Consider the following 25720-nt stretch of genomic DNA (forward strand, 5'->3'; position numbering starts at 1 on the left):
GGTGGCAACCAGGGTGCCGCCGGTGCTTTGCGCCGCATTGGTCTCGGTCAGCTCGGCCGTGCTCGTGCCGGTGATCACCGTGGCATCGTCGGTGCCGTGCATGGTGACGGTGATGAGCTGCAAAGTGCCGTCGGCCGTGGCCACCGTGATGCTGTCGGTGTAGTCGGTGCCGCCCACGAACTCGTTGTGGGCATCGTTCATGGTGTAGGTCCACACCCCGGCCGCATCGATCGAGAACGTGCCGTAGCCATTGGCGCCGGCCATGTCGGTCTGTGTCACGAAGGCGTTCGAGCTGTCGGGATCGGTGGCAACCAGGGTGCCGCCGGTGCTTTGCGCCGCATTGGTCTCGGTCAGCTCGGCCGTGCTCGTGCCGGTGATCACCGTGGCATCGTCGGTGCCGTGCATGGTGACCGTCACCACCTGGGCGGTGCCGTCCAGAGTGTGGATGGTAAAGGTTTCAGTAAGATGCTGGCCAACATTGAGGGCCTGGACGGCGGCATTGGTGTTGTTGAGCGTGAAGGTCCAGACGCCGCCCGTGGTCATCTGGTAGGTGCCATAACCGTGGTCGGTTGCGCTTCCAGCCGCGACGGCCTGGAATGTATTGGGTGTGTTGTCGACGTCGGTGTCGGTGAGCGTGCCGCTCGCCGTCGGCGTCCCAGGAACTCCATTGCCGACGCCACCCGCCTCGATCACTGCGCCCGTAGAGACTCCGGAGATCACGGCTGCGTCGTTGGTTCCGGCGAACTGTACCGTTGCGGTTGCCCAACTGAGCGTTCCATTGCCGAGCCGGATTGAATAGATAAACGTGTCAGTCAGGTATTGTCCTGCGTTCAAGCCTTGCAATTCCGTCTTGAATGCCGCTGACAAGGTAGCCGCGTCGTATCCCACAAGTCCGCCGGAAGTAATCCAGATCTTTGCCCCGTTGCGACTTGTGTCGGAGCTGGTGGTTTCAGAGCGCCCCAGGTCTTGTGTCAACAAATCGGCAGCGGAGTATCCACTCATCGCGCCTATATCGTTGATACCGTTATCGACCGACCACAGCGTCTTGGCGTTCCCGCCGAGATCGTTGGCCATCACATTCAGGAAGATGGGTTGAGTACTATCCTCATTAAGCCCGGTGGTGCTGCTGGTGAACAGGTCGTCCTTTGCCTGCGGTGTATTGGAGAATGACGCTGTGGTGCCGCCGGCACCGGTGACCTGAGTAGCCATTTTCAACCCCTGTTTCTGTAGCAGACGCCCCAACGCCTGTTTGTTGATAGTCCTGTACGACCACGCTCTGTCGAGCATCGATCCCAAAGTCGCCACGCAGCTGGGTTGGAAGTGAGTGCGGCGCATCATCAGCGAGCCTGCCGGACAAGCAGTGCCGGCTGGAGCTAGCGGATGATGATCGCATGATGGCGGCTGCGACGGCGTTGTCGCAGCGCTACGTCTCCCAACCCAATTGCATCATCTAAATCGCCGGTTTCCGATCAAGAGATTTTAGACAATGCTTATATTAGGAGATTATTAACTCTACTGGGGAGGAAGCGTCAACGTCCAACTTGGGCGAACGGTTAATATTCAACATGAAGGAGCTGCAGCCACCCGGATCGGCTTGTGAGATCGAACGAGCGCTCGCCTGATATGAGCCAGCGCGCAGAATATGAGGGGCAGCGTAATGAGAGCCCGCCAGCGCACTAACGCTGGCCCTTGATCGCTGCCACGGGCGAGCCGGACATCCGGAATTTTCGCGCTCCAACGCAGATCACTCCAAGGATGACAAGGCGCGAAGCAGATCTTGCCTTTGTGCGCGCCGTTTTACGCCGTAGCCCCCTTCTTAAAGGTCTTTACCTCGTAAGGGACTTGGGCAGATCGGACTTGCCAGCCTGGAGATGAAGAATGCCAGTTCAGCGAAAGTGAGACCCGGACGATAACAATTCTCGATAGCGAAACTCGCCGCCGAAACTACGCGATTGCCGCTCCTTCACTCCCACTCGATTGTGCCAGGCGGCTTCGACGTCACGTCATACACCACGCGGTTGATGCCGCGGACTTCATTGATGATGCGGGTGGCGGCGGCGCCCAGGAAGGCCATGTCGTAGTGGTAGAAGTCAGCCGTCATGCCGTCGACGGAGGTCACGGCGCGTAGCGCGCAGACGAATTCGTAGGTGCGGCCGTCGCCCATGACGCCGACAGTCTGCACCGGCAGCAGCACGGCGAAGGCCTGCCAGATCGCGTCATAGAGGCCGGCCTTGCGGATTTCGTCGAGATAGATGGCGTCGGCCTCGCGCAGGATCTCCAGCTTTTCCCGCGTGATGCCGCCCGGGCAGCGGATGGCGAGGCCGGGGCCTGGGAACGGATGGCGTCCGATGAAGCTTTCGGGCAGGCCGAGTTCCTTGCCCAGCGCCCTCACCTCGTCCTTGAACAGTTCGCGCAGCGGCTCGACCAGCTTCATGTTCATGCGCTCAGGCAGGCCGCCGACATTGTGGTGCGACTTGATCGTCACCGACGGGCCGCCGGTGAAGGAAACGCTTTCGATGACGTCGGGATAGAGCGTGCCTTGCGCCAGGAAATCGGCGCCGCCGAGCTTCTTGGCCTCTTCCTCGAACACTTCGATGAACAACCGGCCAATGGTCTTGCGCTTCTTTTCCGGGTCGGACTCGCCTTCCAGCGCAGAGATGAATTTTTCCGAGGCGTCGACCAGGATCAAAGGCAGATTGTAGTGCTGGCGGAACATCGCCACCACACCAGCGGCCTCGTCCTTGCGCATCAGGCCGTGGTCGACGAGGATGCAGGTCAGCTGGTCGCCGACCGCCTCGTGGATCAGAAGGGCAGCCACCGAGGAATCCACGCCGCCCGACAGCGCGCAGATGACCTTGCCCTTGCCGACCTGCTTGCGGATCGCCTCGACCGCGTGCTCGCGATAGGCGCGCATCGTCCAGTCGCCTTCGATGCCGGCGATGTTGTGGACGAAGTTCCTGAGCAGCCTGGCACCATCCGGCGTATGCACCACCTCGGGGTGGAACATGATGCCGTACATCCTGCGTTCGACATTGCCGAAAATGGCGAAGGGCGAGCTTTCCGATTTGCCGAACACCTCGAAGCCCGGCGGCAGGGCGATGACGCGATCGCCATGGCTCATCCACACCTGATGGCGCTGGCCTGTGGCCCACAGGCCCTCGAACAGCGGGCTGTCCTTCTCGATCTCGACAAAGGCGCGGCCGAATTCGCGATGGTTGGAGCTTTCGGCGACGCCACCCATCTGCACGCACATGGCCATCTGGCCATAGCAGATGCCAAGCACAGGCACGCCGGCATCGAAGACGATCTGCGGCGCGCGCGGGCTGCCGATATCGGACGTCGAAGCCGGGCCGCCGGACAGGATGACCGCTTTTGGGTTGATGCGCTTGAATGCCGCCTCGGCCGACTGGAACGGCACGATCTCGGAAAACACGCCGGCCTCGCGGATGCGGCGGGCGATGAGCTGCGTAAACTGGCTGCCGAAATCGACAATCAGGACGGTGTCGGTGTGATTGGCTGTCGTCATGGCGAGCCTTTAGAGAAAGAAACGAGTCTGCGCAATGGGTTGCGTCGCCTGACTTTCAGAGCGGTATCGCCTCGTCACCAGGTGAATCCGGCCGGAGCAAGCCCGAACCGATCGCCTGTTCGAGCCGCATGACGGCGTCGGCCAGCTTTTCATCGATGACGTGCAGATATTCGGTCCAGTCGCCGACGTGCCTGAGATCAGCCGCGCCGTCGGAAATGCCGCGCAGCCCGATGAGCGGGATGTCGAAAAGCTGACAGGCGCGCAGGCAGGCGAAGGTCTCCATATCGACCATGTCGGCGGCGATCACTTCGTACGCCGCGCCGGTAATGACGGCGCCGCCGGTCGACAGTGTCGCCTCCTTGATTTCGGCAATACGCAACGGCAACGGTACGATCACCGGCAGGTCGAGAAACGGCGTCGCGCCTTTTTCGAAGCCCAGCGGCGAGGCATCGATGTCGCGATAGCTGACGGAGACGGCCTGGTAGATTTCGGTCTGCTCCAGGGTCCGGCTACCAGCAGAGCCGAGCGATACCACCAGATCGGGCAATGCCTTGTCCGATTTCAACCAGGAGAGCTCAGCGCCCAGCCGCACGCCGGCCTCGACCGGGCCCACACCCGTCATCAGCGGCGTGAACAGCCGCTGCAGATGCGGGCCATATTCGGCACGCGCCGCCATGACGAAGAGGACATCCTTGCCGCCAATGCGCACGACGTTGCCAGTCATGGCGATCCTCCTGCTTGCGCTACATTATGACCAACGGCATGGCCGCTGCCGGCGGCAGCTCCGTGCCACCGGCACGATTAACTTCGCCCGCGGCGAACCGACCACTCACCCAGCGATACCATCGCGGCCTAGCACCGTCATCATCGTCCCGGTCATGGTGGCGATCAGCTTGGCCTCGCCGTCGGTGGCGAAGGCATAGGCCTGGCCGTCGGCAACGATGATGGTACGGCCGGGTTTGGTCACCGAACCGCGGAACAGAAAACGCTCGCCCCGGCCCGGCGCCAGAAGGTTGACCTTGAATTCGATGGTCAGCACGCCGGAATTCTCCGGCATGAGCGAGAACGCCGCATAGCCGCAAGCCGAGTCCAGCGCCGTCGAAATGACGCCGGCATGCAGGAACCCATGCTGCTGGGTCAGCGCCGCCGAATAAGGCATCTCGATCTCGATGATGCCGGGGGTCACCAATGTCAGTTCGGCGCCGATCGTCGCCATCGCCTGCTGGCGGGCGAAGGACGCCCTGACGCGATCCTCATAGTCCGGAGCCGGTACGATCTTTGCTGCCATCGCCGTTGCCTTCACGTTTGCCGGGAAAGCTTATCGCAGAGGCATGAGCGGCAGGCAAATGCTTTTGCTGCACTGCAGCAAACCGCATCGAACGCGACCTAGTTCAGCCAAAGAAGCGAGGCGTTGAGCAAGGTGGCGAACGCCACCCACGCCGCGTAGGGCACGAAAAGCCAGCCGGCGAGCCGATCGCGGGTCCAGACGCTTGCGATAAACAGCACGATGACGGTCAGAAGAAGCACGATGATGACCAGAGCAGGCCCCATCATTTTTGCGCCGAAGAAGGTTGGCGACCACAGGAAATTCAGGACGAGCTGAGCGCCCCAGATCTTCATCGCGGTGCCGGCCGGGTCCCGCAACCATGTCCGCCAGCCGGCCACGGCGATCAGCACATAGAGCAGTGTCCAGGCAGGCGCGAAAACCCAGTTGGGCGGATTGAAGGAAGGCTTGGCCAGCGATGCATACCAGGCACCTGGCAAGGTGGCGAAACCGATCAGCAGGCCTCCGCCCAGCACCAGGAAGAGGAACAGCAGAAGCGACAGATATCTTTGCAAGCATTCACCCTGTGGCGGCGCAACGCCGCGCATCTGCAATTGGGGCGCTGCGGGCAGCTGTCAACGACAGCGTCAGTTCGCCCGGCGCAAGGCGCAAAAATAAAATCCGTCTGTGCCGCTCAGCGCCGGCGAGAGCGAAATGCCACCCAGGGCACCGATCCGCATCGCGGCGGTATGGCCGGGAAAACGGCTGTCCCAGAGCTGGCGATGATCGACCGGGGCAAAGCCGCTGTGCCGCTCGCGAAACGCGGCGATTTGTTCACCGTTCTCCTCGTCGAACACGGAGCAGGTTACGTAGACCAGCAGGCCACCGAGTTTGACGTAGGTTCTGGCGGCATCAAGGATCGTCGCCTGCTCGCCCTTGCGGGCATCAAGCTGTCTCTGCGTCAGCCGCCATTTGGCGTCGGGACGCCGCCGCCAGGTGCCGCTGCCGGTGCAGGGCGCGTCGACCAGCACGATGTCCATGTGGCCGGTCAGCGGGGCAAGCTCGGCCGGCTTGGTGGTGACCTGCACATTGCGGTTTTCCGAGCGGCGAATGCGGTCGAAGATTGGCGCCAGCCGCGCCTTTTCGGCATCGTGAGCGAAGATTTGACCGTGGTTGTCCATCGCCGCCGACAACGCCAGCGTCTTGCCGCCTGCGCCGGCGCAGAAATCGAGCACCTGCATGCCAGCCGTCGCGCCGGCAAGCGCCGCCGCAATTTGCGACCCCTCGTCCTGGACCTCGAACCAGCCTTTCTGAAAGGCCGGCTCGGCTTGCACGTTCGGATGCCGGCCGTCACCGTCGATCGGCGGGATGCGGATGCCGTAGGGTGCGATCCGTGCGGCACTGGCACCGGTCTGCGCGAGTTCGGCCAACACCTTGGCGCGATTGGCCTGCAGCGTGTTGACCCGGATGTCGAGCGGCGGACGTGTGGCGAGCGCCGCGCCCTCCTCGACCCATGTCTCGCCGAAGGCCCGCTCGAAAAGCGGTTCGCACCAATCGGGAATGTCGGCGCGAACAGCGGGCGGCGCGTCGGCAAGCCGGCGTTCCGCCATTGCCTGGAGTTCCGTGGCGCTCAGCAGCGGCGGCGCGAATTTGTCACCTTCGAGCGCTGCGTTGAGCGACTGCGCCGTCTGGCTCCATTCGAGCAGCAGCGCCCCGAAGCCGATGGCACGCGGCGTGTCTTCGCCCAGCAACCAGCCGGCGGAGCGCTTGCGGCGCAGCGCGTCGTAGACGATGTTGCCGATCGCGGCGCGATCCCCACCGCCGGCGAAGCGATGGGACAGGCCCCAATCCTTCAGCGCGTCGGCCACCGGCCGGTGACGCCGACCAATGTCCTCCAGCACTTCAATCGCCGCAGCCAGCCGTCCGCCCAGTCGCATTCGTCATTCCATCAATCGAGCACATTATCCGGTCTGCTCTTAAAGCCTTTCACGTCCGGATTGAACCCCGCCCGGCTTCGCCGCGAGCGCAAGCTGGCGGTGATCGGCGAAACCTGTCCGACCGGTAAATCTTCGCGGCGGTTAGAAGCAGGCGGACTAGTAGATACAAGATCTCTAATGTTCTTAACTGGCGGCCGGAAGGACGGCGTGTGGCGCTACAGCTCTGCTTTCCAAGTTTTTCGGTTGGGAATACTCTTGCCGTCATGATTCGCGGCGCGGAAAACGTGGACCGGCGGATCGTCACGAGGAGAGGGCAATGAAGATTTATCTGGCGGAAGTTCTAGGCACATTTCTGTTGGTGTTCATCGGTACGGCGTCCGTGGTGACGGGGGGCTTCGGCGGCGCGCTGCCACTTGGCCAGGAAGGCATCGGTCTGGCATTCGGCATCGGCCTCATCGCGGCGGCCTATGCGATCGGCCCGATTTCGGGCGCGCATCTCAATCCGGCGGTGACGCTCGGCGTGTTCCTGGCTGGCCGGCTGCCGGCCAAGGACGTCATCCCCTATTGGATCGCGCAGATCATCGGCGCCATCATCGCCTCGCTGGCGTTGTGGATCATCGTTTCCGGCCAGACCGGCGGCCATACCGGCGGCTTCGGCGCCAATGGCTGGGACGAGACGAAATGGGGCATGAGCTCGGCGTTCCTGTGGGAGCTGATCGGCACCTTCACCTTCGTCACGGTGATCCTTGGCGTTACCGCTGAAAAACACTCGACGGCGTTTGCCGGCCTGGTCATCGGCCTGACGCTAGCGGGCATTCACTTCGCCATGATCCCGGTCACCGGTACCTCGGTCAATCCGGCGCGCTCAATCGGCCCAGCGCTGTTTACCGGCGGTGCCGCACTCAGCCAGCTCTGGTTGTTCATCGTCGCACCGCTGATCGGCGGCGCCATTGCCGGCGTCGTCGCCAAGGCGCGTGTCTTCGAGAAGGATTGATTCCAGAGCCTGAATGCAAGAGGCGCGGGCCGTGGCCCGCGCCTCTTTCGTAGGTCCTCAAGCTCGGGTCAGGCCGCGATGTCAAAGCGGTCGGCGTTCATCACCTTGGTCCATGCCGCAACGAAATCTCGGGCGAATTTCTGCCCGGCGTCCGCCGATCCGTAGACCTCGGCCAATGCCCGCAGCTGCGCATGCGAACCGAAGATCAGGTCGGCACGGGTGCCGGTCCACCTGACTGCCTTGGTTTTGCGGTCGCGCGCTTCGTACACTTCTTCCGAACCCGGAACAGAACCGGCAGCCGGATCCCAGACCGTGCTCATGCTGAGCAGGTTGACGAAGAAGTCGTTGGTCAGCGTGCCGGGTCTGTCGGTAAGCACGCCGTGCCTGGACTTGCCGGTATTGGCGCCGAGCACCCGCAAGCCCCCAACAAGCACCGTCAGTTCCGGCGCCGTCAGGCCCAGCAACTGCGCGCGGTCGACCAGCATGGCTTCAACCGACATGGGCTGCTTGCCCCTGACATAGTTGCGGAAGCCGTCGACTTTCGGCTCGAGCGCGGCAAAGGAGTGGACGTCCGTCTGCTCCTGCGATGCATCCATGCGGCCGGGCGTGAACGGCACCTTCACGTCGTTGCCGCCATCCTTGGCGGCCTTCTCGACCGCGGCGATACCGCCGAGCACGATCAGGTCGGCCAGCGAGACCTTCTTGTCGCCGGTCTGCGCGGTGTTGAATTCCGTCTGGATGCCTTCGAGCCTGGCAAGCACCTTCGACAGTTCGGCCGGCTGGTTGACTTCCCAGTCCTTCTGCGGCGCCAACCGGATGCGTGCGCCATTGGCGCCGCCGCGCTTGTCGGAGTTGCGGAAGGTCGAAGCCGAGGCCCAGGCCGTCGAGACCAGTTCGGAAACCGACAGGCCGGAGGCCAGGATCTTGGCCTTCAGCGATGCGATGTCCTGCTCGCTGACCAGTTCATGGTCGAGCGCCGGGATCGGGTCCTGCCAGATCAGCTCTTCCTTGGGCACCAACGGGCCGAGATAGCGCACCGCCGGACCCATGTCGCGATGGGTCAGCTTGAACCAGGCGCGGGCGAAGGCATCGGCGAACTGATCCGGATGTTCATGGAAACGCCGTGAGACCTTCTCATAGGCCGGGTCGGCCCGCAGCGCGAGGTCGGTGGTCAGCATGGCCGGCGCGTGATGCTTCGAGGGGTTGTGCGCATCCGGCACCGTGCCGGCACCGGCGCCACCCTTCGGCGTCCACTGATGGGCGCCCGCCGGGCTCTTCGTCAGCTCCCATTCGAAATTGAACAGATTGTCGAAGAAGTTGTTGCTCCACTTGGTCGGCGTCGTGGTCCAGGTGACTTCGAGACCCGAGGTGATGGCGTCGCCGGCAATGCCTGACGCATGTTTGCTCGACCAGCCGAGGCCCTGCGCCTCGATGCCGGCACCTTCCGGCTCCGCGCCCACCAGCGAGGCATCGCCGGCGCCGTGGGTCTTGCCGAAAGTGTGGCCGCCGGCGATCAGCGCCACGGTTTCTTCGTCGTTCATCGCCATGCGCGCGAAGGTTTCCCGGATATCACGGGCCGAGGCCAGCGGATCGGGCTTGCCGTTCGGCCCTTCCGGATTGACGTAGATCAGGCCCATCTGCACGGCGCCGAGATGGCCGCGAAGCTCACGATCGCCCGAGTAGCGCTCGTCACCTAGCCACTTGGTTTCCGAACCCCAGTCCACGTCCTGCTCGGGCTCCCAGACGTCGGCGCGGCCGCCGGCGAAGCCGAAGGTCTTGAAGCCCATCGATTCCAGCGCGACGTTGCCGGTGAGGATCAACAGGTCGGCCCAGGAAATCTTGCGGCCATATTTCTGCTTGACCGGCCAGAGCAGGCGGCGCGCCTTGTCGAGATTGGCGTTGTCAGGCCAGCTGTTGAGCGGCGCGAAACGCTGCTGGCCGGCTCCGGCACCGCCGCGGCCATCACCGATGCGGTAGGTGCCGGCGCTGTGCCAGGCCATGCGGATGAACAGCGGCCCGTAATGGCCGAAGTCGGCGGGCCACCAATCCTGCGAATCCGTCATCACTTGGTGCAGGTCCTTGATGACCGCATCGAGATCGAGGCTGGCGAATTCCTTGGCATAGTCGAAGTCCTCGCCCATCGGGTCCGACAGGTTCGACTGCTGATGGAGAACGCCAAGGTCAAGCTGGTTCGGCCACCAGTCACGGTTGGTCCGGCCGGCGGATCCATGCGCGACAGGGCATTTGCCCGCGCTGCTGTCGTCGGTTTTCGCGTCCATCTCTCACTCCAATTTTGCCGAGGTTTGATTTGCCGAGGTTGATTTTTGCCGAGATTTTGGGGGCGGCCAGCGGCCAGCGCCAATCTGGAACCATTCCAGCCTAGGCCAGACCGTCGATAAAAACAAATTGTCTTTCCTGTTTATTTCGATAGGATTTTCTTATGATGGCCTTGACCGCATGATCGGACTGACAGTTCGCCAGATGCATTATTTCGACGCGCTGGCGCAGACGCTGCATTTCGGGCGTGCGGCGAAACTTGCCGGTGTCAGCCAGCCGGCGCTGTCCTCGCAGATCGCCGAAATGGAGCAGCGGCTGAATTGCCGGCTGTTCGAACGCGGCGGCAAGTCGGTGCGCATGACGGATGACGCGATTGCCCTGTTGCCGCGTATCGAGCGTATCCTGGCTGACATACGTGACGTGGAAACGACGGCCCGGCGCGGCCGCACGGCCATGGAGGGACGCTTCCGGCTGGGCATCATCCCGACTGTCGCGCCCTATCTTCTGCCGCGCGCCTTGCCCGAACTGAAGAAGCATTTCCCGGCCTTGCTGCTCGAGCTTCGCGAGGCGGTAACCACCTCCCTTGTCGAGGACACCGCATCGCGAAAACTCGACGCCTTCATCGCGGCACTTCCGCTCGACCATCCAGGACTGATCACCGAGGCGCTCTTTCCCGACCGGTTCTTCCTGGCCGTGCCATCAGGCGATCCGGCCTTTGCCTCGCCGCCGGTTCCACCCGAGAGCCCGGCGCTGGAAAGACTGATGCTGCTGGAAGAAGGCCATTGCCTGCGCGAACAGGCGCTGGCCGTCTGCGGCAATGTGCGGCCGGTGGCGATGGCAAGCTATGGCGCGACCAGCCTGACCACGCTCCTGCAGATGGTGGCGCACGGGCTCGGCGTCACGCTCATCCCCGAAATGGCGACCGGCCCCGCCGGCACCATCCCCGACCTCAAGATCGTGCCGTTCCAGGAACCGATGCCGCAGCGCATGATCTGCCTGGCCTGGCGACGCAACAATGCACGGCACGGCGAATGCGTCGAGCTAGCCAAGATTATACGGGGGCTAGGCCCGGCGCTGTTGGCGGGCTGAGAGGTGTCCCTAACGCTTGTTACAGCACCCGCGACAGGAACTCGCGGGTGCGCGGCGACACCGGCTTGGCGATCATCTCGCGCGGCGCGCCGCGTTCGACGATCACGCCGCCGTCCATGAACACGAGCTGGTCGCCGATCTCGCGGGCAAAGCCGACCTCGTGGGTGACGACGACCATCGTCATGCCGCTCTCGGCAAGGTCGCGCATGACCTGCAGGACTTCGCCGACCAGTTCCGGATCCAGCGCCGAGGTCGGCTCGTCGAAGAGCAGCACCTTGGGCTTCATCGCCAGGGCGCGCGCGATCGCGACACGCTGCTGCTGGCCCCCGGACAGTTCGCGGGGATAGCGGTCTACCTTGTCGGCCAGGCCGACACGCCGCAGCAGCACCTCCGCCTCGGTCTTTGCCTGGTCGACTGGAATGCGCCGCACCTGCGTCGGCGCCTCGATCAGGTTCTCCATCACCGTCATGTGCGAGAACAGGTTGAACGACTGGAACAGCATGCCGATCTCGGCGCGGCGCCGGCACAGAAGATCGTCCTTCACCTCATAGAGTTTTTCGCCCTGGAGGTCGTAGCCGACGAACTGGCTGTCGACGAGCAGGATGCCGCCGCTGAGTTTTTCCAAATGGTTGATGCAGCGCAGGAACGTGCTCTTGCCCGATCCCGACGGGCCGATGATGCAGGCGACCGATCCCTCCGGTACATCGAGATCGACGCCTTTGAGAACTTCAAGCTGGCCATAGGTTTTGCGCACGCCGCGCGCGAACACCATGGAATCGGCAGGCACCCCGAAGCGGGTACGATTTTCGAACTTCACATCACTCATCGGGCAACGCCGCGCAGGCTGATCAAGTTGCGCAAGGTGCGCACCGTCAGGGGGTCGCGTCTGACATCGCTGCGGCCGAAATGGCGCTCCAGGAAATGCTGCCCCACCGACATGATGCTGACCACCGCGAGATACCAGAAGGCGACCACGATCAGCAGCGGAATGGTCTCGAAGGTGCGCGCATAGATGCTCTGCGCGGTATAGAACAGGTCGTCGACGGCGATGAACGTCACCAGCGACGTCATCTTCAGGAGGTTGATCGCCTCATTGCCGGTCGGCGGCAGCACGAAGCGCATGGCCTGCGGCAAGGTGATGCGCTTCAGGATCATGCCGTAGGGCATGCCGAGCGCGCTCGCCGCCTCCGACTGGCCAGACGGCACCGACTTGATGCCCGCCCGGATGATCTCGGCCATGTAGCCGGCCTCGCACAGCGAAAGCGCCACCACGGCGGAAAAGAACGGCGTCATGAAATCATTGGTGCGCACGGAAAACAACGTGCCTATGAACGGCAAAGTCAGCGAGATTTCGCGCACCAGCAGCGACAGGTTGAACCAGAAGATCAGCTGGATCAGGGCTGGGACACCCCGGAAGAACCAGACATAGACGCCGGAAAAGGCGCGCAGCACCGGGCTCGGCGACACCCGCATGATCGCGATGACGGTGCCGACAATGATCGCCAGCACCATGATGATGACAGTGAGCATCAGCGTGTTGCCGAGGCCTCGCATGATTGAGGGATGGAACAGGTATCCGGCTGCCGTGCCCCAGGCAAAGGCCGGGTTGCTGGCGAAAGCACGAATGATGAGGAAGGCCAGCAGCAGGGCAAACGCCGTACCGACCCAAATGCCATAGCGGCGCTGCGGCACGACGGTCAGTCGTGACACGGCGGCGGAAACGCTTGGCTCGACGCCGATGTCGGTCGGGTGGGCAACGCCCATCGGATGTCTCCAGCTTGCGGGCCGGCGCCTGACGTCATCAGACGCCGGATGGTCTCTATTCGGCGCGAAGCGCGTCCATGGTGCCGACGAAGTAGGGTTCCTTGATCGCATAGGCGCCCATGCCGTATTTCTCCAGGATAGCTTTGTACGTGCCGTTCTTGAACAGTTCGGCAAGTGCCGCCACCATCATGTCGGCGGTCTGCTTGTCGTCCTTGGCGATCGCCATGCCGAGCGGCGCGACCTCGTAAAGCGTCGGCAGGACCACCAACTGGCCCTTGCTCGTCACCTCGAAATAGCTCGATGCGGTGGCATCGTCCATACGCGCGTCGACGCGGTCCGAAAGCACGGCCTGGACGATATCGGTGGAGGAGTTGAACACCGATTTCTCGATAGCCTTTTGGTCCTTGTCGGTGCATTCCTTACCGAGCTTGTCGACCAGGAAATCCGAGGCGCTGCCGGCCGAGACGCCGATGCGCTTGCCACAGAGCGGCATGTCGCCGCTGAAGCTCGCCTTCTTGTCAGGCGATGTCGAGACGGCGAGCCCTGCCTTCAGGAACATGATGAAATCGACCTGCTTCAGGCGCTCCGGCGTGGCCGAGAAGGTCTCCCAGGCGATCTTGAAGCGGCCCGCCGCAAGACCCGGGATCATCGACGGGAACGGCGTGCGCTGGATATCGAGCTTGGCGTCGACGAGCTTGGCCACCTCGCCGGCGAGTTCGACGATGATGCCGGTCTGCTTGCCGTCGGCGTCGAGATATTCGAACGGCGCGAAGTCCAGAGTGTTGGCGACGGCGAGCGTTCCGCTCTCTTTCACCTCAGCCGATTTCGGCACGTCGGCGGCTTTGGAAACCCCGCCCCCGACGGTGGTGGAGAGCGCCAGTGCAAGGCTGGTCATTCGCAGATATCTGTTCATTGCTGTTCCCCTTTTTTTGTCCTTGTTTGCAGTCTTTCCGGCAGAGCCCGGGCCAGTGGCCGGCACGGGCTCGGTGTCCCTTAGGAAGCGGCTGCTTCGGCCGCCTTCTTCTTTCGATAATGATAATTCTTGTCGATGCGCTCCATCAGGTAATCGCCATAGAGCACTGGCTCGTATTTCGGCTGTGTGCCGGCCGGCACACAGACCGAAAGTGCGGCGATCGTCTCGTCCATTGAGGGATCGAAGAAGAAGGGCTGCGAATAGCGCTCGCGTCCGGAACGGTTGATGACGCGGTGCGGCGTCGAGACGAACTGGTCGTTCGACCAGCGCGCCAGGATGTCGCCGACATTCATCACGAAGGAATCCGGAACCGGCGGCGCGGGAACCCAGTCGCCCGCCTTGTTCTTGACCTCCAGGCCGCCGACATTGTCCTGGGCGAGCAGCGTGATGAAGCCATAGTCGGTATGCGGCGCCGAACCGAAAAGCCCCTCTTCCTGGGGCTGCGTCGGATAGTGCAGCAGCCGCAGGAAAGTCGTCGGCTGCTCGAAATAGCGGTCGAGACTGTCGGAGGGCAGCCCGAGCGAAAGCGCGATGGCGCGCACCATCTTGCGGGCGAGCGTGCCCATCTCCTGGACATAGCGCTCGATGGTCTCCCTGAAGCCGGCAAGGGCGGCCTCGTCGGGCCACTGGTTGGGGCCCTGCAGCGGCTTGCCGGCCAAGGCCCGGGGGTCGTCGGCGCTGACCTCGTGCATGAAGAAGATCGATTCGCTCTGGTTCGGCTTGCTGACGGCCGCCACGGACGAGGTCACGATGGTCGAGCCGGCAAAGGGCAAGTAGCCGCGGAAATTCTTGTCGATCTTCAGCTTCGCCTTCTGCTCCTCGGGCAAGGCGAAGAAACGCTTGGAGGCCTCGCGGACCGCTTCGACATCGGTGCGCGGAATGGGGTGGCCGGTGACATAGAGGAAGCCGATCGTCTCGAGATAGCGGCGCAGTGTCGCTGCCGTTTCCCTGATCGCGCCTTCGTCGTCGTCATAGAGCGGCGAAACGTCGAGGATCGGAATTTCGGAAAAATCGCCGCGCTCTTGTGCATCCATTTCGAACACCCTGTCTTGAACATAAGATACAGTACTGTATTTCTACACATCCGAACGGCCTCATCAATAGGCTTTCGATCGCAAAAGGAAGGACGCGGCATCATGGCACCACGCAAGATCATCATCGATACCGATCCAGGCCAGGACGACGCCTTCGCCATCCTCTTCGCACTGGGGTCGCCTGATGAACTCGACGTGGTCGGCATCACCACGGTCGGCGGCAACGTGCCGCTTGCCCTGACCTCGAAGAATGCGCTGAAAGTCGTCGAACTCGCCGGGCGGCCCGATGTGCCCGTTTATGCCGGCTGCCCGGCGCCGATGGTGCGCAAGCTGATTACCGCCGAATATGTCCATGGGGAAACCGGCCTCGACGGCGCCGACCTTGCCGAACCGGTGACGCCGCTGCGGGGCGAACACGCGGTGAACTACATGGTGCGCACCATCATGGACGCGCCGGAAGGCGAATTGACCGTTTGCACGCTCGGGCCAATGACGAATCTGGCCATGGCCATGACCATGGAGCCGAGGATCGTGCCCCGTCTGCGCGAAGTGGTGCTGATGGGCGGCGGCTTCTTCCAGGGCGGCAACGCGACGCCGGCGGCTGAGTTCAACATCTTCGTCGACCCGCATGCCGCGCACAAGGTGTTCGACAGCGGCGCGCCGGTGACCATGGCGGGCATCGATTGCACCTACACGGCGCTGATGACGCCTGAGTGGCTCGACCGCCTGCGCGCAAGCGGCAGCCGCGCGGCGATCGAGGCCGCGAACCTGGCCGACTTCTACCGCCAGTATGGCACCCACAAATTCGAGACGCCGGCACGCCCCATCCACGATGCCTGCGTCACCGGTTATCTCCTGGCACCGCAAATCTATGAACAGCGCCAGTGCGCGGTGACGGTCGACATTGTCTCGCCTGAGACAATCGGCATGACCGTCGTCGACTGGTGGCACGTCACCGGGCGGCGCAAGAACTGCAACGTCCTGCGGCGCATCGATCCCGCGCCGTTCTTCGAACTCATGCTGGAGCGGATCAGCGCATTGCCCTGAGTTGCGCCTTCCGCGATAGATGGACACTTGATGAGTCGCGAAGCGCATCGGAGCCGGCGAACGGTTTTGTGGGCGTTGCGTGTGCGATGAAGGTCTTGATCGGATGAAATCGGACAGCGCCCCGGCCAAAGGCAGGAGACCAGCCAAAGCCGCGGCACCCGGGAAGGCGGCACGGCAGACGCTGAGTCGCGAGGCCTGGATCGCAGCGGCGCGCAAGGTGCTGGAGAAGCACGGCATTGGCGAGGTCAAGATCGACCGCCTCGCCAAGCAATTCAAGGTGACGCGCGGCAGCTTCTATTTCCATTTCACCAGCCTGGCCGATCTTCGCGACGGCCTGCTGCAAGAATGGCGAGATATCAATTGCGAGCCCTTCTGGGCAATGCGCGAGATGCTGGATATAGACGGCCTGCAGTTCTTCACCGACATCGTGCATGTTTGGGTCGACGAGGCGCCGTTTAGTCCCCTGCTCGACCTCGCCGTGCGCGACTGGTCACGAACGTCGAAAAAGCTGGCGCAGGAGGTCAAGGATATCGATGACCTGCGCATCGAACTCCTGACCCGCTCCTTCCGCGCCATGGGTTATCCCGAGGACGAAAGCCTGGTCAGGGCCCGCATCACCTATTTCCACCAGATCGGGCAATATGCGCTGTCCTTCAAGGAGGACCCGGCGGTGCGCCGCAGCTACCAGCCACTGTTCGGCGAGGTGCTGCTGGGGCCGCTGGTGCAGGAGCCGGGTTCGGCGCCACGGCCGGCGGAAATACGGCGCGGGCGGCGTTAGCGGACGAGGCATCCCGTCAACCCGTTAGGGGTATCGCGATGCCGGCATGGTGACTTCCCAACTGCCAGAAGGGTAGCTGGAACCGCTCGCGCTGCGCTTCGACGATATGAAAGCCCGCCGTCCGGATCAGGTGCAATGGATCGCGATTGAGGTGGCAGCCGCCGGCGAGCCGGCCCCATATCAGGTTCAGACGCTCTTGCCACCGGCGGCAATGCGGCCCTTCGGCCTGGCCGTGCTCGATGAAGATCAGCCGGCCCTTGGGCTTGAGGATGCGCCGGATTTCGGTCAACGCCGCCTCGGGGTCCGGAATGGTGCAGAAGGCATAGGTGACGACCACCGTGTCGGCGAAGCTGTCGGCCAAGGGCAGCCTTTCACCGCTGGCCCTGATGCAGTCGACATCGAATGGCAGGGAACGGCTCTTCGGTTCGGCCAGGCCCAGCATCGTGCCGTCGGGATCGACGCCGACCAGCCGCTTCACCCTGGCGGCGTCGTAATGGGGAAGGTTCAGACCGGAGCCGAAGCCGACTTCGACGACGACGCCCCCTGCCCGCGGGATCAGACGCCTTCGCATGTCCGTGAAGGCGTTGGCCGAACAGCCGGCGTGGACGAGGTAGGGAGCAATGCAGCGCGCGTACCAGGAGAGACAGGATTGGCACATGTCTCAGCCTCCTTGCCGTGTGTTGGCGGCACCGACAGGGCGGGTGAGAGTATTGACCAGTGACATTTCTCGCTCCAAGGGAGTCCCGTGATCGGGCCCGATCGGCCCGACGTCGTGGGAATGGATAGAAGGCCGGCGTCCCCTCAACGTCCCTGCATGGCCGTGGTCGGATCGATGGAGCGATTGGAATTCCGATTTCTGGGTTTTCCGGAGTTCCGCTTGAACGGCCGGCGGGTGGAACTCGCCCTGCGCAAGGCGGCAGCCCTCCTCATCTATCTCGCCGAGGCCAGCGGGCCGGTGGCGCGCGAGGTCGCCGCCACGCTGTTGTGGCCGGAAGCCGACGAGCAGGCCGCACGCGCCCGCCTTCGGCGCACGCTGTACAAAATCCGCATCGCGTTCGGCAACGAGATCATCGCCGCCACAGGCGTCTCGCTAAGCCTGCACCCGGCGTTGTCCGCCGAGATCGACACCAGGATTTTCGAGCAGGCCTGCAATTCCGGCGCTCTCGACAAGGCAGCCGAGATCTACAAAGACGACTATCTCGCCGGCTTCTTGCTGCCGGACTGTCCGCAATTCGAGGAATGGGTCTTCTTTCGGCGAGAGACGTTGCGTGGCCGGCTGGTGCAGGCGCTGGAGCGGCTCATCGACGCCAAGATTGCCTACAGCCAGCCTCGCGGCGCGGTCGTTCACGCGACACGGCTGGCGGCACTCGACCCCTTGAGCGAAAGCGCGCACCGACATCTGATCCGTGCCCATCTGGCGGCCGGGGACAGGGCGGCGGCCGAGCGGCAGATCGACACGTGCATCCGGCTCTTGCGGGACGAACTCGGTGTAGCGCCGGACCCCGCCACGCTTGCCATGCTGAGCCAGCCAACTCAGGACGCCGCCCTGGACGTGCCCAGGACGCGCTATGTCGCGGTGGGCGGCATCCACATCGCGTACCAGATCTTTGGCAGCGGCCCGACGGACATCGTGCTTGTTCCCGGCTTCATTTCACATGTCGAGCGTATCTGGGAAGACCCGGGTTGCCGCGCCTGGCTGACCGCGGTTTCGCGCCTGGGTCGCCTGATCCTCTTCGACCGGCGCGGCATGGGGCTTTCCGACCGCGTCGGTGCCCGCCCCACGGTCGAGGCGACGGCGCAGGATATTCTGGCGGTCATGAACGCGGCCGACAGCCGCCGGGCCTTGCTGGTCGGCGCATCCGAGGGTGGGCCGGGCTGTATCCGTTTTGCGGTCCAGCATCCCGATCGGCTGACGGGCCTTGTCTTGTGGGGCTCGCTCGCCAAAGGCAGCCGTGCACCTGACTATCCCCACGCCTTGACCGTCGCGCAGTATGATCTATGGAAGCAACGGCTGCTGGCGGGCTGGGGTGGCCCGGCGGAAATCGACACCTTCGCACCGAGCCTCGCTGGCGACCGCCAGGCGAGGACCTGGTGGGCCGGATTGCTCAGGGCAGCCTCCAGCCCGGGTGCGGTCGCCGGGCTGCTCGACGCGTTGCGGGACACCGATGTCCGTCACCTCCTGGCAAAAGTCTCCGCCCCGACGATGATCCTACACCGTTCCGGCGACCGCGCCGTGCGCATCGAGGCGGGGCGGTTCCTAGCGGCCAAGATTCCAGGCGCGCGGTTCATCGAGGTCGATGGCGACGATCACTGGTTCTGGGTCGGCGACCAGCAGGCGCTGCTCGACGGTATCGGCGCGCTTGTGCGACACGGCTGATCCGGCCTCACGCCGTCTTCTGCGCCACCAGCCCGAGTTCCTCGGCCATCGCCTGACGCATCAGGAATTTCTGCGGTTTGCCGGTCACCGTCATCGGCAATTCGCTGCGGAAGCGAATGTGGCGCGGCACCTTGTAGTGGGCGATCTGGCCCGCGCAGAATGCCTTGATCTCCTGCTCGGTGGCGACCTGGCCGGGTTTGAGCACGATCCAGGCGCACAGCTCCTCGCCATATTTGGCGTCCGGGATGCCGAAGACCTGCACTTCCCGCACCTTGGGATGGCGGTAGAGGAATTCCTCGACCTCTCTGGGATAGACGTTCTCACCGCCGCGAATGACCATGTCCTTGACGCGGCCGACAATGTTGCAATAGCCCTCGGCGTCGATAGTGGCGAGGTCTCCGGTGTGCATCCAGCCATCGCTATCGATCGCCTCGCGGGTCTTTTCGTCGTCGTCCCAATAGCCCTTCATCACCGAGTAGCCGCGCGTACAAAGCTCGCCCGGCGCGCCAACCGCAACGGTGGCGCCGTCGACGGCGATCGCCTTGACCTCGACATGCGGGTGGATGCGCCCGACGGTCGAGACACGCTTTTCCAACGGATCGTCGGTGCTGCTCTGGAACGAGACCGGACTGGTCTCGGTCATGCCGTAGGCGATGGTCACTTCAGCCATGTGCATGAGCGAGACCACCTTCTTCATCACCTCGATCGGGCAGGGCGAACCGGCCATGATGCCGGTGCGCAGGCTGGAGAGATCGAAGGTCGGGAAATCCGGATGATCGAGCATGCCGACGAACATGGTCGGCACGCCGTAGAGGCCGGTGCAGCGCTCCCGCGCGATCGCCTTCAGCGTCAGGCCCGGATCGAACCCCTCGCACGGGAAAACCATGGTCGCGCCCTTCGACACACAACCCATGGTGCCCATCGACATGCCGAAGCAGTGATAGAGCGGCACCGGGATGCAGAGCCGATCGTCGACGGTGAGCTTGATAGCCGAGGTGACGAAATTGCCGTTGTTGACGATGTTGAGATGGGTGAGCGTCGCGCCCTTGGGTGCGCCCGTCGTGCCTGAGGTGAACTGGATGTTGATCGCATCGCCAGGCTTCAGCCCTTCCGAGATGCGGTCGAGGCTATCATGCTCGTCGCGACCGGCCATGGCCAGCACGTCGCCGAAATTGAACATGCCTGGCGAGTTTTCCTCGCCCATACGGATGACGATCCTTAGCGCCGGCAATTTCACGGCCTTCAGCTTGCCGGGCGTCGCCGTGGCGATCTCCGGCGCCAGCGTCTCGATCATGCCGAGATAGTCCGATGTCTTGAAGCTCGCCGCCGTCACCAATGCCTTGCAGCCAACCTTGTTCAGGGCATATTCCAGCTCGGTCAGCCGGTAGGCCGGATTGATGTTGACCAGGATCAGGCCGATGCGGGCGGTGGCGAACTGCGTCACCAGCCATTCCCAGCGGTTGGGCGACCAGATGCCGACCCGGTCGCCCTTCCGGAGGCCGAGCGCCAGAAAGCCGGCGGCCAGTGCATCCACCGTGTCCGACAGTTCGCTCCACGTGAAGCGCTTGTCCTGGCCGACGAACACGGCGGCATCGAGCGTGCCGTATTTGCCGACGGTGTCGGAGAACAGCGCGGGAATGGTCTTGTCGAGCAGCGGCACTTTGCGGTCGCCCGAGACATGCGCCCTGCCATCGACCGGTGCAATAAAGACGCTGCCGGCGCGCGCGCCGCGTCCGCGCAGATTGGTGGCATTCTTCAGCTCGTCGAGATTGACCGGCATCGCTGTCTCCTCCCAAGGCTGGCCGAACCTATCAGCCTGCCGGGACGCTGGAAATCCCGTCGATGGTACTGGAGCCCCTTCCCTGGAGGTCGCTATGCGACCGCTGCCGCCATTTTCGCGACGATGTCGCGCAAAACGGCGTCGTCGGCCGCTGCACGTGTCTTCCTCGACGCGACCAGACAGGCCTGCGACTTCAGCACGACGCCGTCGGCCAGCACCTTGAGATGGTTGGCGCGCAGCGTCGAGCCCGTGCTGGTGATGTCGACGATGACGTCGGCGAGGCCGGCCGCCGGCGCGCCCTCGGTGGCGCCGAGGCTCTCGACGATGCGATAGACCTGAATGCCGTGCTTTTGGGAGAAGAACTGCTGGGTAAGCCGCCAGTATTTGGTGGCAATCCGCAGCCTGCGGCCATGGCGCTGGCGGAAATCGGCGGCGACATCGTCGAGATCGGCCATGGTGTCGACATCGAGCCAGATCTCGGGCACCGCGACCACCACATCGGCATGGCCGAAGCCGAGGCGGGCGACGATCTCGGCCCGCGCTTCCCAGTCAGCGAGATTTTCCCGCACCAGGTCCTCGCCGGTAATGCCGAGATCGACCGCGCCTTGGCCTATTTCGCCCGATATTTCGGAGGCCGACAGGAAGAGCACTTCGACATTGTCCAGGCCCTCGACGCGGGCATGATACTTACGCTCGTCGCCGGGCAGGCTGACGGCGAGGCCGGCCTTGGCCAACACCTCCAGCGCCTGCTCCTTGAGCCTACCCTTCGAGGGAACGGCGAGCGTGATCATGATGCCGCCCCCCGCAGCGCCTCGATGCGGTCGAGCCACACCGAAAAGCCGACGCCGGGGATCGCGGTCTTGGCACCGAGCAGCGTCAGCAACCGGTCGTAGCGCCCGCCACCGGCCAGGGCGCGCTCGCCGTTGGCGGCCGCGATTTCGAAGACGACACCGGTGTAGTAGTCGAGCGGACGGCCGAAAGCGGCGTCGTAGCGGATTTTTTCGGAGGGCAAGCCATGCGCCTCGATCGCCTTGGCGCGGGCCGAGAATTTTTCCAGCGCCGCACCCAGCGAAAGTCCGGCGCCGGCCGCGAAGGTTTCCAATGCCTGGGCCGCGCCATCGAGCGGCACGTCGATCGCCAGAAAATCTTTCAGCGCCGCGAAAGCCTCGTTCGACAGCCGCACGCTGCGCAACTCGGCTTTCTCGATCAGCCGCCGCGCGATATCCGACGGCGCGCGCCCGGCCGATGCCGACAAGCCGGCTTCCTCCATGCCGCCGGCAATATGCTGGGAAAGACGGTCCAGATCGCCATCGAGGACAAGCGCCGCGACCGGCCCGGAGAGCTGGCTGTTGCGCGGCGGGTTGGCGAGATCGGCGAGTGCTGTCTCCAGCATAGGCGCCGAGCCGAAGGCGCGGGCCAGCCGCATGCGCCAGCCGCGCGGCAAGCCGAGCGCCGCCAGCACCGCCTCGAAAATCGCCTGGTCGCCAAGCGTGACCGCCAGCGGCTGGCCGGGCAGCACCAGCGACAGCAGCGCATGCGCGTCGGCGACCGAGCGGGCATCGGCTTCGGCCGTGTCGCGGTCGCCGAGATCCTCGATGCCGGCCTGGAAGAACTCATTGCCGCCCTCGCGGCGCTGGCGAAACACTTCGCCCAGATAGGAATAGCGGCGCGGCGTGCCGGCCTGGCTGGCTATGTGGTCGAGGCAGACGGGAATGGTGAATTCGGGCCGCAGGCAGAGCGTCTGCCCGGTTTCGCTTTCGGTCAGGAAAATGCGACGGCGCAAATCCTCACCGGCCATGTCGAGGAAGGGATCGGCCGGCTGCAGCACCGCGACTTCGACGGCATGTGTGTTGCGGTTGGCGAAGAGGGTGATGATGTCGGTGGCGATGGCGGGGCGGGAGGTCATAGACAGGTTGGGCGCGAGGCACCCCCCTCTGGCCTGCCGGCCATCTCCCCCGCAAGGGGGGAGATCGGCAGCTTCGGGCTCGGCACGTTTTTCCCAACATCGGAGATCGGCGAAAACCTACGCGACATCCCATCTCCCCCTTTTCGGGGGAGATGGCCGGCAGGCCAGAGGGGGGTGCTCAAGCGCCACCCTTGGCGCGATCAGCGGCCTGCGCCGCCAAAATCTTCTTCACTTCGGCGACCAGTTCGCTTTCCGCTACTGTCACCTGGGCCGGACGCGCGGCGCGCCATTCCGCATTGTCGGTGATCTCCGCCGACATGCGCGCGCCTTCGATCAGGTCCTTGATCTGCAATTCGCCCTTGGCCCGCTCGTCGCCGCCCTGGATGACGGCGATGGGACAACCGCGCCGGTCGGCATATTTGAGCTGCGCCTTCATGCCGGCGCCGCCGAGATACATTTCGGAGCGAATGCCGGCGGCGCGCAATTCCGAGACCATCTTCTGATAGCGGCCGAGGCTTTCAGTGTCCTTGTCCATGACCAGCACGACGACCGGCGCGATCACTTCCGATACGTCCAGCTTGCCGAGGTTCTTCAGCGCCGTCATCAGTCGCGAGACGCCGATGGAAAAACCGGTCGCCGGCACCGGCTCGCCGCGAAAGCGCGAGACCAGACCGTCATAGCGGCCGCCGCCGCCGACCGAGCCGAAGCGCACGATCTGGCCGTCCTCGTTGGGGATTTCAGCCAGAAGCTCGGCCTCGAAGACCGGGCCGGTGTAATATTCAAGGCCGCGCACGACGGATGGGTCGATCTTAACACGGCCATCATCGTAACCAGCGGCGGCAATCATGCTGCGAATGTCGTCGAGTTCTTGAACGCCCTCCGCACCTCGGTCTGAGCCTGCGACTGCTCCCCACATCATGTGAAGACTTTGCATCGCATCGCTTTCGTTAGGACTGGATAAAAGCAAAACGCGATCAGCTTGCGACTTGGTGAGCGCTACACCCTTTGTAAAATCGCCCTCACCTTCCTTGCCACCGTCCCATCTGCCAGGGCCAAGCAACAGTCGCACCCCCGCCGGGCCAAACTTGTCCAGCTTATCAATTGCCCGCAGCACTTGCAGTCTTCGTCCAGCATTCTCCTCGCCGCCAAGGCCGATCGCTTCCAGCACGCCATCGAGCACCTTGCGGTTGTTGACGCGGATGACGTAGTCGCCGCGCTTGATACCGAGCGCTTCCATGACGTCGGCCATCATCATCGCCATCTCGGCGTCCGCCGCGACGCCCGGCGTGCCGATCGTGTCGGCGTCGAACTGCATAAACTGGCGAAAGCGGCCGGGCCCGGGCTTTTCGTTGCGGAACACCCAGCCGGAACGGTAGCTGCGATAGGGTTTTGGCAGGCGTTCGAAATTCTCGGCGACGAAGCGCGCGGTCGGCGCGGTCAGGTCGTAGCGCAGCGACAGCCACTGGTCGTCGTCGTCCTGGAAAGAGAACACGCCCTCGTTCGGCCGGTCCTGGTCGGGCAGGAATTTGCCCAACGCATCGGTATATTCGATCAGCGGCTGGTCGGCCGGTTCGAAGCCATAGAGCTCATAAACCGAGCGGATCGTCGCCATCATCTTCTCGACGGCGCGGATATCCTCGGCCCCGCGGTCGGCAAACCCGCGCGGCAGCCGCGCTTTCGTCTTTTCCGATTTGTCGGCCATAATCTGGGCACCCGATGTTCATGACTTCGTGACGCGGCAAATCTAGCGCGTTCACAGCGCGCGTTTCCTAACCGATGAAGCCGGGAGCGGCAAGGGTTGGCGCCCCGGAGCGCACCCGACAAGATCAGGAAGAATCGAAACCCCCTGAAACAAAAACACACCAGAAATGAAACAATGCCGCCACGGGCGCGGCATCGTGCCGACACAATCGCGGCCGATATAGCGCACCGAAACGAAGGGGTTCGGGACATGACCAGCGCAACGGAATTTGAGGCCAACAGCGAGGCCGGCGAAGTGCCGATGCGCCTGCGCCCGGCGGGCACCCATGCACCGCAATTGGTTGGTCAGGCTGCCGGGCCGTTCGATGTGCCTGCAGGCACCAGCAAGGATCCTTCCCTGCGCGACGCGTTGGTGACCGGTCTGCTGGTGATCTATCCGACGGTCGCCACGGTGGCCGCAATCGTCGCCGGGCTGTTCCTGGCCAGCGCCAACGGCACCTGAGCTGCCCGCGGCTATTTCGGCCGCTGGAAAGCCTTCCGCTGCTTCTCGACCTCCTTACGGCACACGCAGCCTTCGAGATGGTCGTTGACCAGGCCCATGGCTTGCATGAAGGCGTACACGGTGGTCGGGCCGACGAAAGTCCAGCCGCGCTTTTTCAGGTCCTTCGAAATCCGAACGGAAACCGCGCTGGTCGGGTTGGCGCGCAGATGGGCGAGGTCGACGATCTCCGGCCGCTCCTCCTTGCCGGGTTCGAACTTCCAGAACCAGGCGGCCAGCGAGCCGAACTCATCCACCATCGCGCGGGCGCGTTTGGCGTTGTTGATGGTCGAGACTATCTTGCCGCGATGGCGGATGATGCCGGCGTTGCCGAGCAGGCGCTCGACATCCCGTTCGTTGAAGGCGGCGACCTTATCGAAGTCGAAGCCAGCGAAGGCCTCGCGAAAATTCTCCCGCTTGCGCAAAATGGTCAGCCAGGACAGGCCCGACTGAAACCCTTCCAAGCAGATCTTCTCGAACAGCCTGCGGTCATCGGCCACCGGCCGGCCCCATTCATGGTCATGGTAATCCAGATAATCGGGCAGATTGCCGTGCCAGAAGCAGCGCACGACACCGTCAGGACCGGCAAGCAGGCCGGTGTTTTCATTGCTCATCCCAAGAAATCCATCCGTTAACGCGCTTGCGCGCTGTCTTTACCGTGGCTTTACCAGATTCCTGAACCGGGCGGTAACCACACCAAAGAGTTTACTGACAGAACCGCATTTTACGCATTCC

General features: G+C 63.7%; 23 protein-coding genes. 6 read left to right on the top strand and 17 right to left on the bottom strand.

Annotation, left to right across the window (positions count from 1 at the left end):
* The 6 genes from FJ943_RS24040 to FJ943_RS24065 form a co-directional block, all read right to left on the bottom strand.
* A partial coding sequence (locus tag FJ943_RS24040; protein WP_210242413.1) for a VCBS domain-containing protein occupies positions 1-1209 on the bottom strand: 1209 nt, incomplete at its 3' end.
* Positions 1210-1963: 754 nt separating this feature from the next.
* Complete coding sequence (gene guaA / locus FJ943_RS24045; protein WP_140725567.1) at positions 1964-3526, bottom strand: glutamine-hydrolyzing GMP synthase; 1563 nt, start codon at positions 3524-3526, stop codon at positions 1964-1966.
* 55 nt (positions 3527-3581) lie between these two features.
* The gene (locus FJ943_RS24050) at positions 3582-4250 is read right to left on the bottom strand and encodes a 5'-methylthioadenosine/S-adenosylhomocysteine nucleosidase (RefSeq protein WP_140725570.1); all 669 of its coding nucleotides are present in this window, start codon (positions 4248-4250) and stop codon (positions 3582-3584) included.
* A gap of 105 nt (positions 4251-4355) precedes the next feature.
* Positions 4356-4814, bottom strand: coding sequence for a PaaI family thioesterase (locus tag FJ943_RS24055; protein WP_023771340.1), 459 nt, complete (start codon positions 4812-4814; stop codon positions 4356-4358).
* Between the two features lie 98 nt (positions 4815-4912).
* Positions 4913-5365, bottom strand: a complete 453-nt coding sequence (locus FJ943_RS24060; RefSeq protein ID WP_224598752.1) for a TspO/MBR family protein — start codon at positions 5363-5365, stop codon at positions 4913-4915.
* Positions 5366-5437: 72 nt separating this feature from the next.
* Positions 5438-6727, bottom strand: coding sequence for an RsmB/NOP family class I SAM-dependent RNA methyltransferase (locus FJ943_RS24065; protein ID WP_140725573.1), 1290 nt, complete (start codon positions 6725-6727; stop codon positions 5438-5440).
* A gap of 316 nt (positions 6728-7043) precedes the next feature.
* Between FJ943_RS24065 and FJ943_RS24070 the strand changes: the two genes are divergently transcribed.
* Positions 7044-7721 (top strand): MIP family channel protein, encoded by a 678-nt coding sequence (locus tag FJ943_RS24070; RefSeq protein WP_015316522.1) that lies wholly within the window; start codon positions 7044-7046, stop codon positions 7719-7721.
* Positions 7722-7789: 68 nt separating this feature from the next.
* On the opposite strand, the gene katG is transcribed toward FJ943_RS24070, so the two are convergent.
* The gene (gene katG / locus FJ943_RS24075; protein ID WP_140725576.1) at positions 7790-10000 is read right to left on the bottom strand and encodes a catalase/peroxidase HPI; all 2211 of its coding nucleotides are present in this window, start codon (positions 9998-10000) and stop codon (positions 7790-7792) included.
* Between the two features lie 178 nt (positions 10001-10178).
* Between katG and FJ943_RS24080 the strand changes: the two genes are divergently transcribed.
* Complete coding sequence (locus FJ943_RS24080) at positions 10179-11087, top strand: hydrogen peroxide-inducible genes activator (protein ID WP_140725579.1); 909 nt, start codon at positions 10179-10181, stop codon at positions 11085-11087.
* Between the two features lie 19 nt (positions 11088-11106).
* On the opposite strand, the gene FJ943_RS24085 is transcribed toward FJ943_RS24080, so the two are convergent.
* The 4 genes from FJ943_RS24085 to FJ943_RS24100 form a co-directional block, all read right to left on the bottom strand.
* Entirely contained in the window at positions 11107-11913 is an 807-nt protein-coding gene (locus tag FJ943_RS24085) for an amino acid ABC transporter ATP-binding protein (RefSeq protein ID WP_140725582.1), read from the bottom strand.
* Complete coding sequence (locus FJ943_RS24090) at positions 11910-12851, bottom strand: amino acid ABC transporter permease (RefSeq protein WP_140725585.1); 942 nt, start codon at positions 12849-12851, stop codon at positions 11910-11912. The genes FJ943_RS24085 and FJ943_RS24090 overlap by 4 nt, the downstream gene beginning before the upstream one ends.
* Positions 12852-12906: 55 nt before the next feature.
* Positions 12907-13764, bottom strand: a complete 858-nt coding sequence (locus FJ943_RS24095) for an ABC transporter substrate-binding protein (protein WP_140725588.1) — start codon at positions 13762-13764, stop codon at positions 12907-12909.
* A gap of 80 nt (positions 13765-13844) precedes the next feature.
* Complete coding sequence (locus FJ943_RS24100; RefSeq protein WP_140725591.1) at positions 13845-14858, bottom strand: 2OG-Fe(II) oxygenase family protein; 1014 nt, start codon at positions 14856-14858, stop codon at positions 13845-13847.
* 102 nt (positions 14859-14960) lie between these two features.
* Between FJ943_RS24100 and FJ943_RS24105 the strand changes: the two genes are divergently transcribed.
* Both FJ943_RS24105 and FJ943_RS24110 read left to right on the top strand, forming a co-directional pair.
* The gene (locus FJ943_RS24105; RefSeq protein WP_015316515.1) at positions 14961-15905 is read left to right on the top strand and encodes a nucleoside hydrolase; all 945 of its coding nucleotides are present in this window, start codon (positions 14961-14963) and stop codon (positions 15903-15905) included.
* 103 nt (positions 15906-16008) lie between these two features.
* A complete protein-coding gene (locus FJ943_RS24110) occupies positions 16009-16683 on the top strand; it encodes a TetR/AcrR family transcriptional regulator (RefSeq protein WP_140725594.1) in 675 nt (224 codons plus the stop codon).
* Between the two features lie 16 nt (positions 16684-16699).
* Here the strand turns inward: FJ943_RS24110 and FJ943_RS24115 are convergent, their stop codons facing one another.
* Complete coding sequence (locus tag FJ943_RS24115; RefSeq protein ID WP_140725597.1) at positions 16700-17341, bottom strand: class I SAM-dependent methyltransferase; 642 nt, start codon at positions 17339-17341, stop codon at positions 16700-16702.
* A gap of 174 nt (positions 17342-17515) precedes the next feature.
* Here FJ943_RS24115 and FJ943_RS24120 point away from each other — a divergent pair, with 174 nt between their 5' ends.
* Positions 17516-19060: an alpha/beta hydrolase gene (locus FJ943_RS24120; protein WP_181174619.1), complete on the top strand. Its 1545-nt coding sequence runs from the start codon at positions 17516-17518 to the stop codon at positions 19058-19060.
* A gap of 7 nt (positions 19061-19067) precedes the next feature.
* Here FJ943_RS24120 and FJ943_RS24125 read toward each other — a convergent pair whose 3' ends face one another.
* The 4 genes from FJ943_RS24125 to hisS all read right to left on the bottom strand — a co-directional run bounded on the left by FJ943_RS24125 (position 19068) and on the right by hisS (position 24448).
* Positions 19068-20840 (bottom strand): AMP-binding protein, encoded by a 1773-nt coding sequence (locus FJ943_RS24125; protein ID WP_140725603.1) that lies wholly within the window; start codon positions 20838-20840, stop codon positions 19068-19070.
* 92 nt (positions 20841-20932) lie between these two features.
* A complete protein-coding gene (gene hisG, locus FJ943_RS24130; RefSeq protein WP_015316510.1) occupies positions 20933-21631 on the bottom strand; it encodes an ATP phosphoribosyltransferase in 699 nt (232 codons plus the stop codon).
* Positions 21628-22746 carry an ATP phosphoribosyltransferase regulatory subunit gene (locus tag FJ943_RS24135; RefSeq protein WP_140725606.1) on the bottom strand — a complete coding sequence of 373 codons (1119 nt, stop codon included), beginning with the start codon at positions 22744-22746 and terminating at the stop codon, positions 21628-21630. The genes hisG and FJ943_RS24135 overlap by 4 nt, the downstream gene beginning before the upstream one ends.
* Before the next feature lie 178 nt (positions 22747-22924).
* Positions 22925-24448, bottom strand: a complete 1524-nt coding sequence (gene hisS / locus FJ943_RS24145; protein ID WP_140725609.1) for a histidine--tRNA ligase — start codon at positions 24446-24448, stop codon at positions 22925-22927.
* Between the two features lie 249 nt (positions 24449-24697).
* Here hisS and FJ943_RS24150 point away from each other — a divergent pair, with 249 nt between their 5' ends.
* The gene (locus FJ943_RS24150) at positions 24698-24949 is read left to right on the top strand and encodes a hypothetical protein (RefSeq protein ID WP_140725611.1); all 252 of its coding nucleotides are present in this window, start codon (positions 24698-24700) and stop codon (positions 24947-24949) included.
* Between the two features lie 11 nt (positions 24950-24960).
* On the opposite strand, the gene FJ943_RS24155 is transcribed toward FJ943_RS24150, so the two are convergent.
* Positions 24961-25599: a DNA-3-methyladenine glycosylase I gene (locus FJ943_RS24155; RefSeq protein ID WP_140725614.1), complete on the bottom strand. Its 639-nt coding sequence runs from the start codon at positions 25597-25599 to the stop codon at positions 24961-24963.
* Positions 25600-25720 lie beyond the last annotated feature (121 nt).

Source organism: Mesorhizobium sp. B2-3-10, assembly GCF_006442275.1.
Taxonomy (GTDB): domain Bacteria; phylum Pseudomonadota; class Alphaproteobacteria; order Rhizobiales; family Rhizobiaceae; genus Mesorhizobium; species Mesorhizobium australicum.

Excerpts from the sequence above, each read along its gene's own strand:
- guaA (WP_140725567.1), bottom strand. The coding sequence starts at position 3,526 with ATGACGACAGCCAATCACACCGACACCGTCCTGATTGTCGATTTCGGC.
- FJ943_RS24050 (WP_140725570.1), bottom strand. The coding sequence starts at position 4,250 with ATGACTGGCAACGTCGTGCGCATTGGCGGCAAGGATGTCCTCTTCGTC.
- FJ943_RS24055 (WP_023771340.1), bottom strand. The coding sequence starts at position 4,814 with ATGGCAGCAAAGATCGTACCGGCTCCGGACTATGAGGATCGCGTCAGG.
- FJ943_RS24065 (WP_140725573.1), bottom strand. The coding sequence starts at position 6,727 with ATGCGACTGGGCGGACGGCTGGCTGCGGCGATTGAAGTGCTGGAGGAC.
- FJ943_RS24070 (WP_015316522.1), top strand. The coding sequence starts at position 7,044 with ATGAAGATTTATCTGGCGGAAGTTCTAGGCACATTTCTGTTGGTGTTC.
- katG (WP_140725576.1), bottom strand. The coding sequence starts at position 10,000 with ATGGACGCGAAAACCGACGACAGCAGCGCGGGCAAATGCCCTGTCGCG.
- FJ943_RS24080 (WP_140725579.1), top strand. The coding sequence starts at position 10,179 with ATGATCGGACTGACAGTTCGCCAGATGCATTATTTCGACGCGCTGGCG.
- FJ943_RS24085 (WP_140725582.1), bottom strand. The coding sequence starts at position 11,913 with ATGAGTGATGTGAAGTTCGAAAATCGTACCCGCTTCGGGGTGCCTGCC.
- FJ943_RS24090 (WP_140725585.1), bottom strand. The coding sequence starts at position 12,851 with ATGGGCGTTGCCCACCCGACCGACATCGGCGTCGAGCCAAGCGTTTCC.
- FJ943_RS24095 (WP_140725588.1), bottom strand. The coding sequence starts at position 13,764 with ATGAACAGATATCTGCGAATGACCAGCCTTGCACTGGCGCTCTCCACC.
- FJ943_RS24100 (WP_140725591.1), bottom strand. The coding sequence starts at position 14,858 with ATGGATGCACAAGAGCGCGGCGATTTTTCCGAAATTCCGATCCTCGAC.
- FJ943_RS24105 (WP_015316515.1), top strand. The coding sequence starts at position 14,961 with ATGGCACCACGCAAGATCATCATCGATACCGATCCAGGCCAGGACGAC.
- FJ943_RS24110 (WP_140725594.1), top strand. The coding sequence starts at position 16,009 with ATGAAATCGGACAGCGCCCCGGCCAAAGGCAGGAGACCAGCCAAAGCC.
- FJ943_RS24115 (WP_140725597.1), bottom strand. The coding sequence starts at position 17,341 with ATGTGCCAATCCTGTCTCTCCTGGTACGCGCGCTGCATTGCTCCCTAC.
- FJ943_RS24120 (WP_181174619.1), top strand. The coding sequence starts at position 17,516 with ATGGAGCGATTGGAATTCCGATTTCTGGGTTTTCCGGAGTTCCGCTTG.
- FJ943_RS24125 (WP_140725603.1), bottom strand. The coding sequence starts at position 20,840 with ATGCCGGTCAATCTCGACGAGCTGAAGAATGCCACCAATCTGCGCGGA.
- hisG (WP_015316510.1), bottom strand. The coding sequence starts at position 21,631 with ATGATCACGCTCGCCGTTCCCTCGAAGGGTAGGCTCAAGGAGCAGGCG.
- FJ943_RS24135 (WP_140725606.1), bottom strand. The coding sequence starts at position 22,746 with ATGACCTCCCGCCCCGCCATCGCCACCGACATCATCACCCTCTTCGCC.
- hisS (WP_140725609.1), bottom strand. The coding sequence starts at position 24,448 with ATGGCCGACAAATCGGAAAAGACGAAAGCGCGGCTGCCGCGCGGGTTT.
- FJ943_RS24150 (WP_140725611.1), top strand. The coding sequence starts at position 24,698 with ATGACCAGCGCAACGGAATTTGAGGCCAACAGCGAGGCCGGCGAAGTG.
- FJ943_RS24155 (WP_140725614.1), bottom strand. The coding sequence starts at position 25,599 with ATGAGCAATGAAAACACCGGCCTGCTTGCCGGTCCTGACGGTGTCGTG.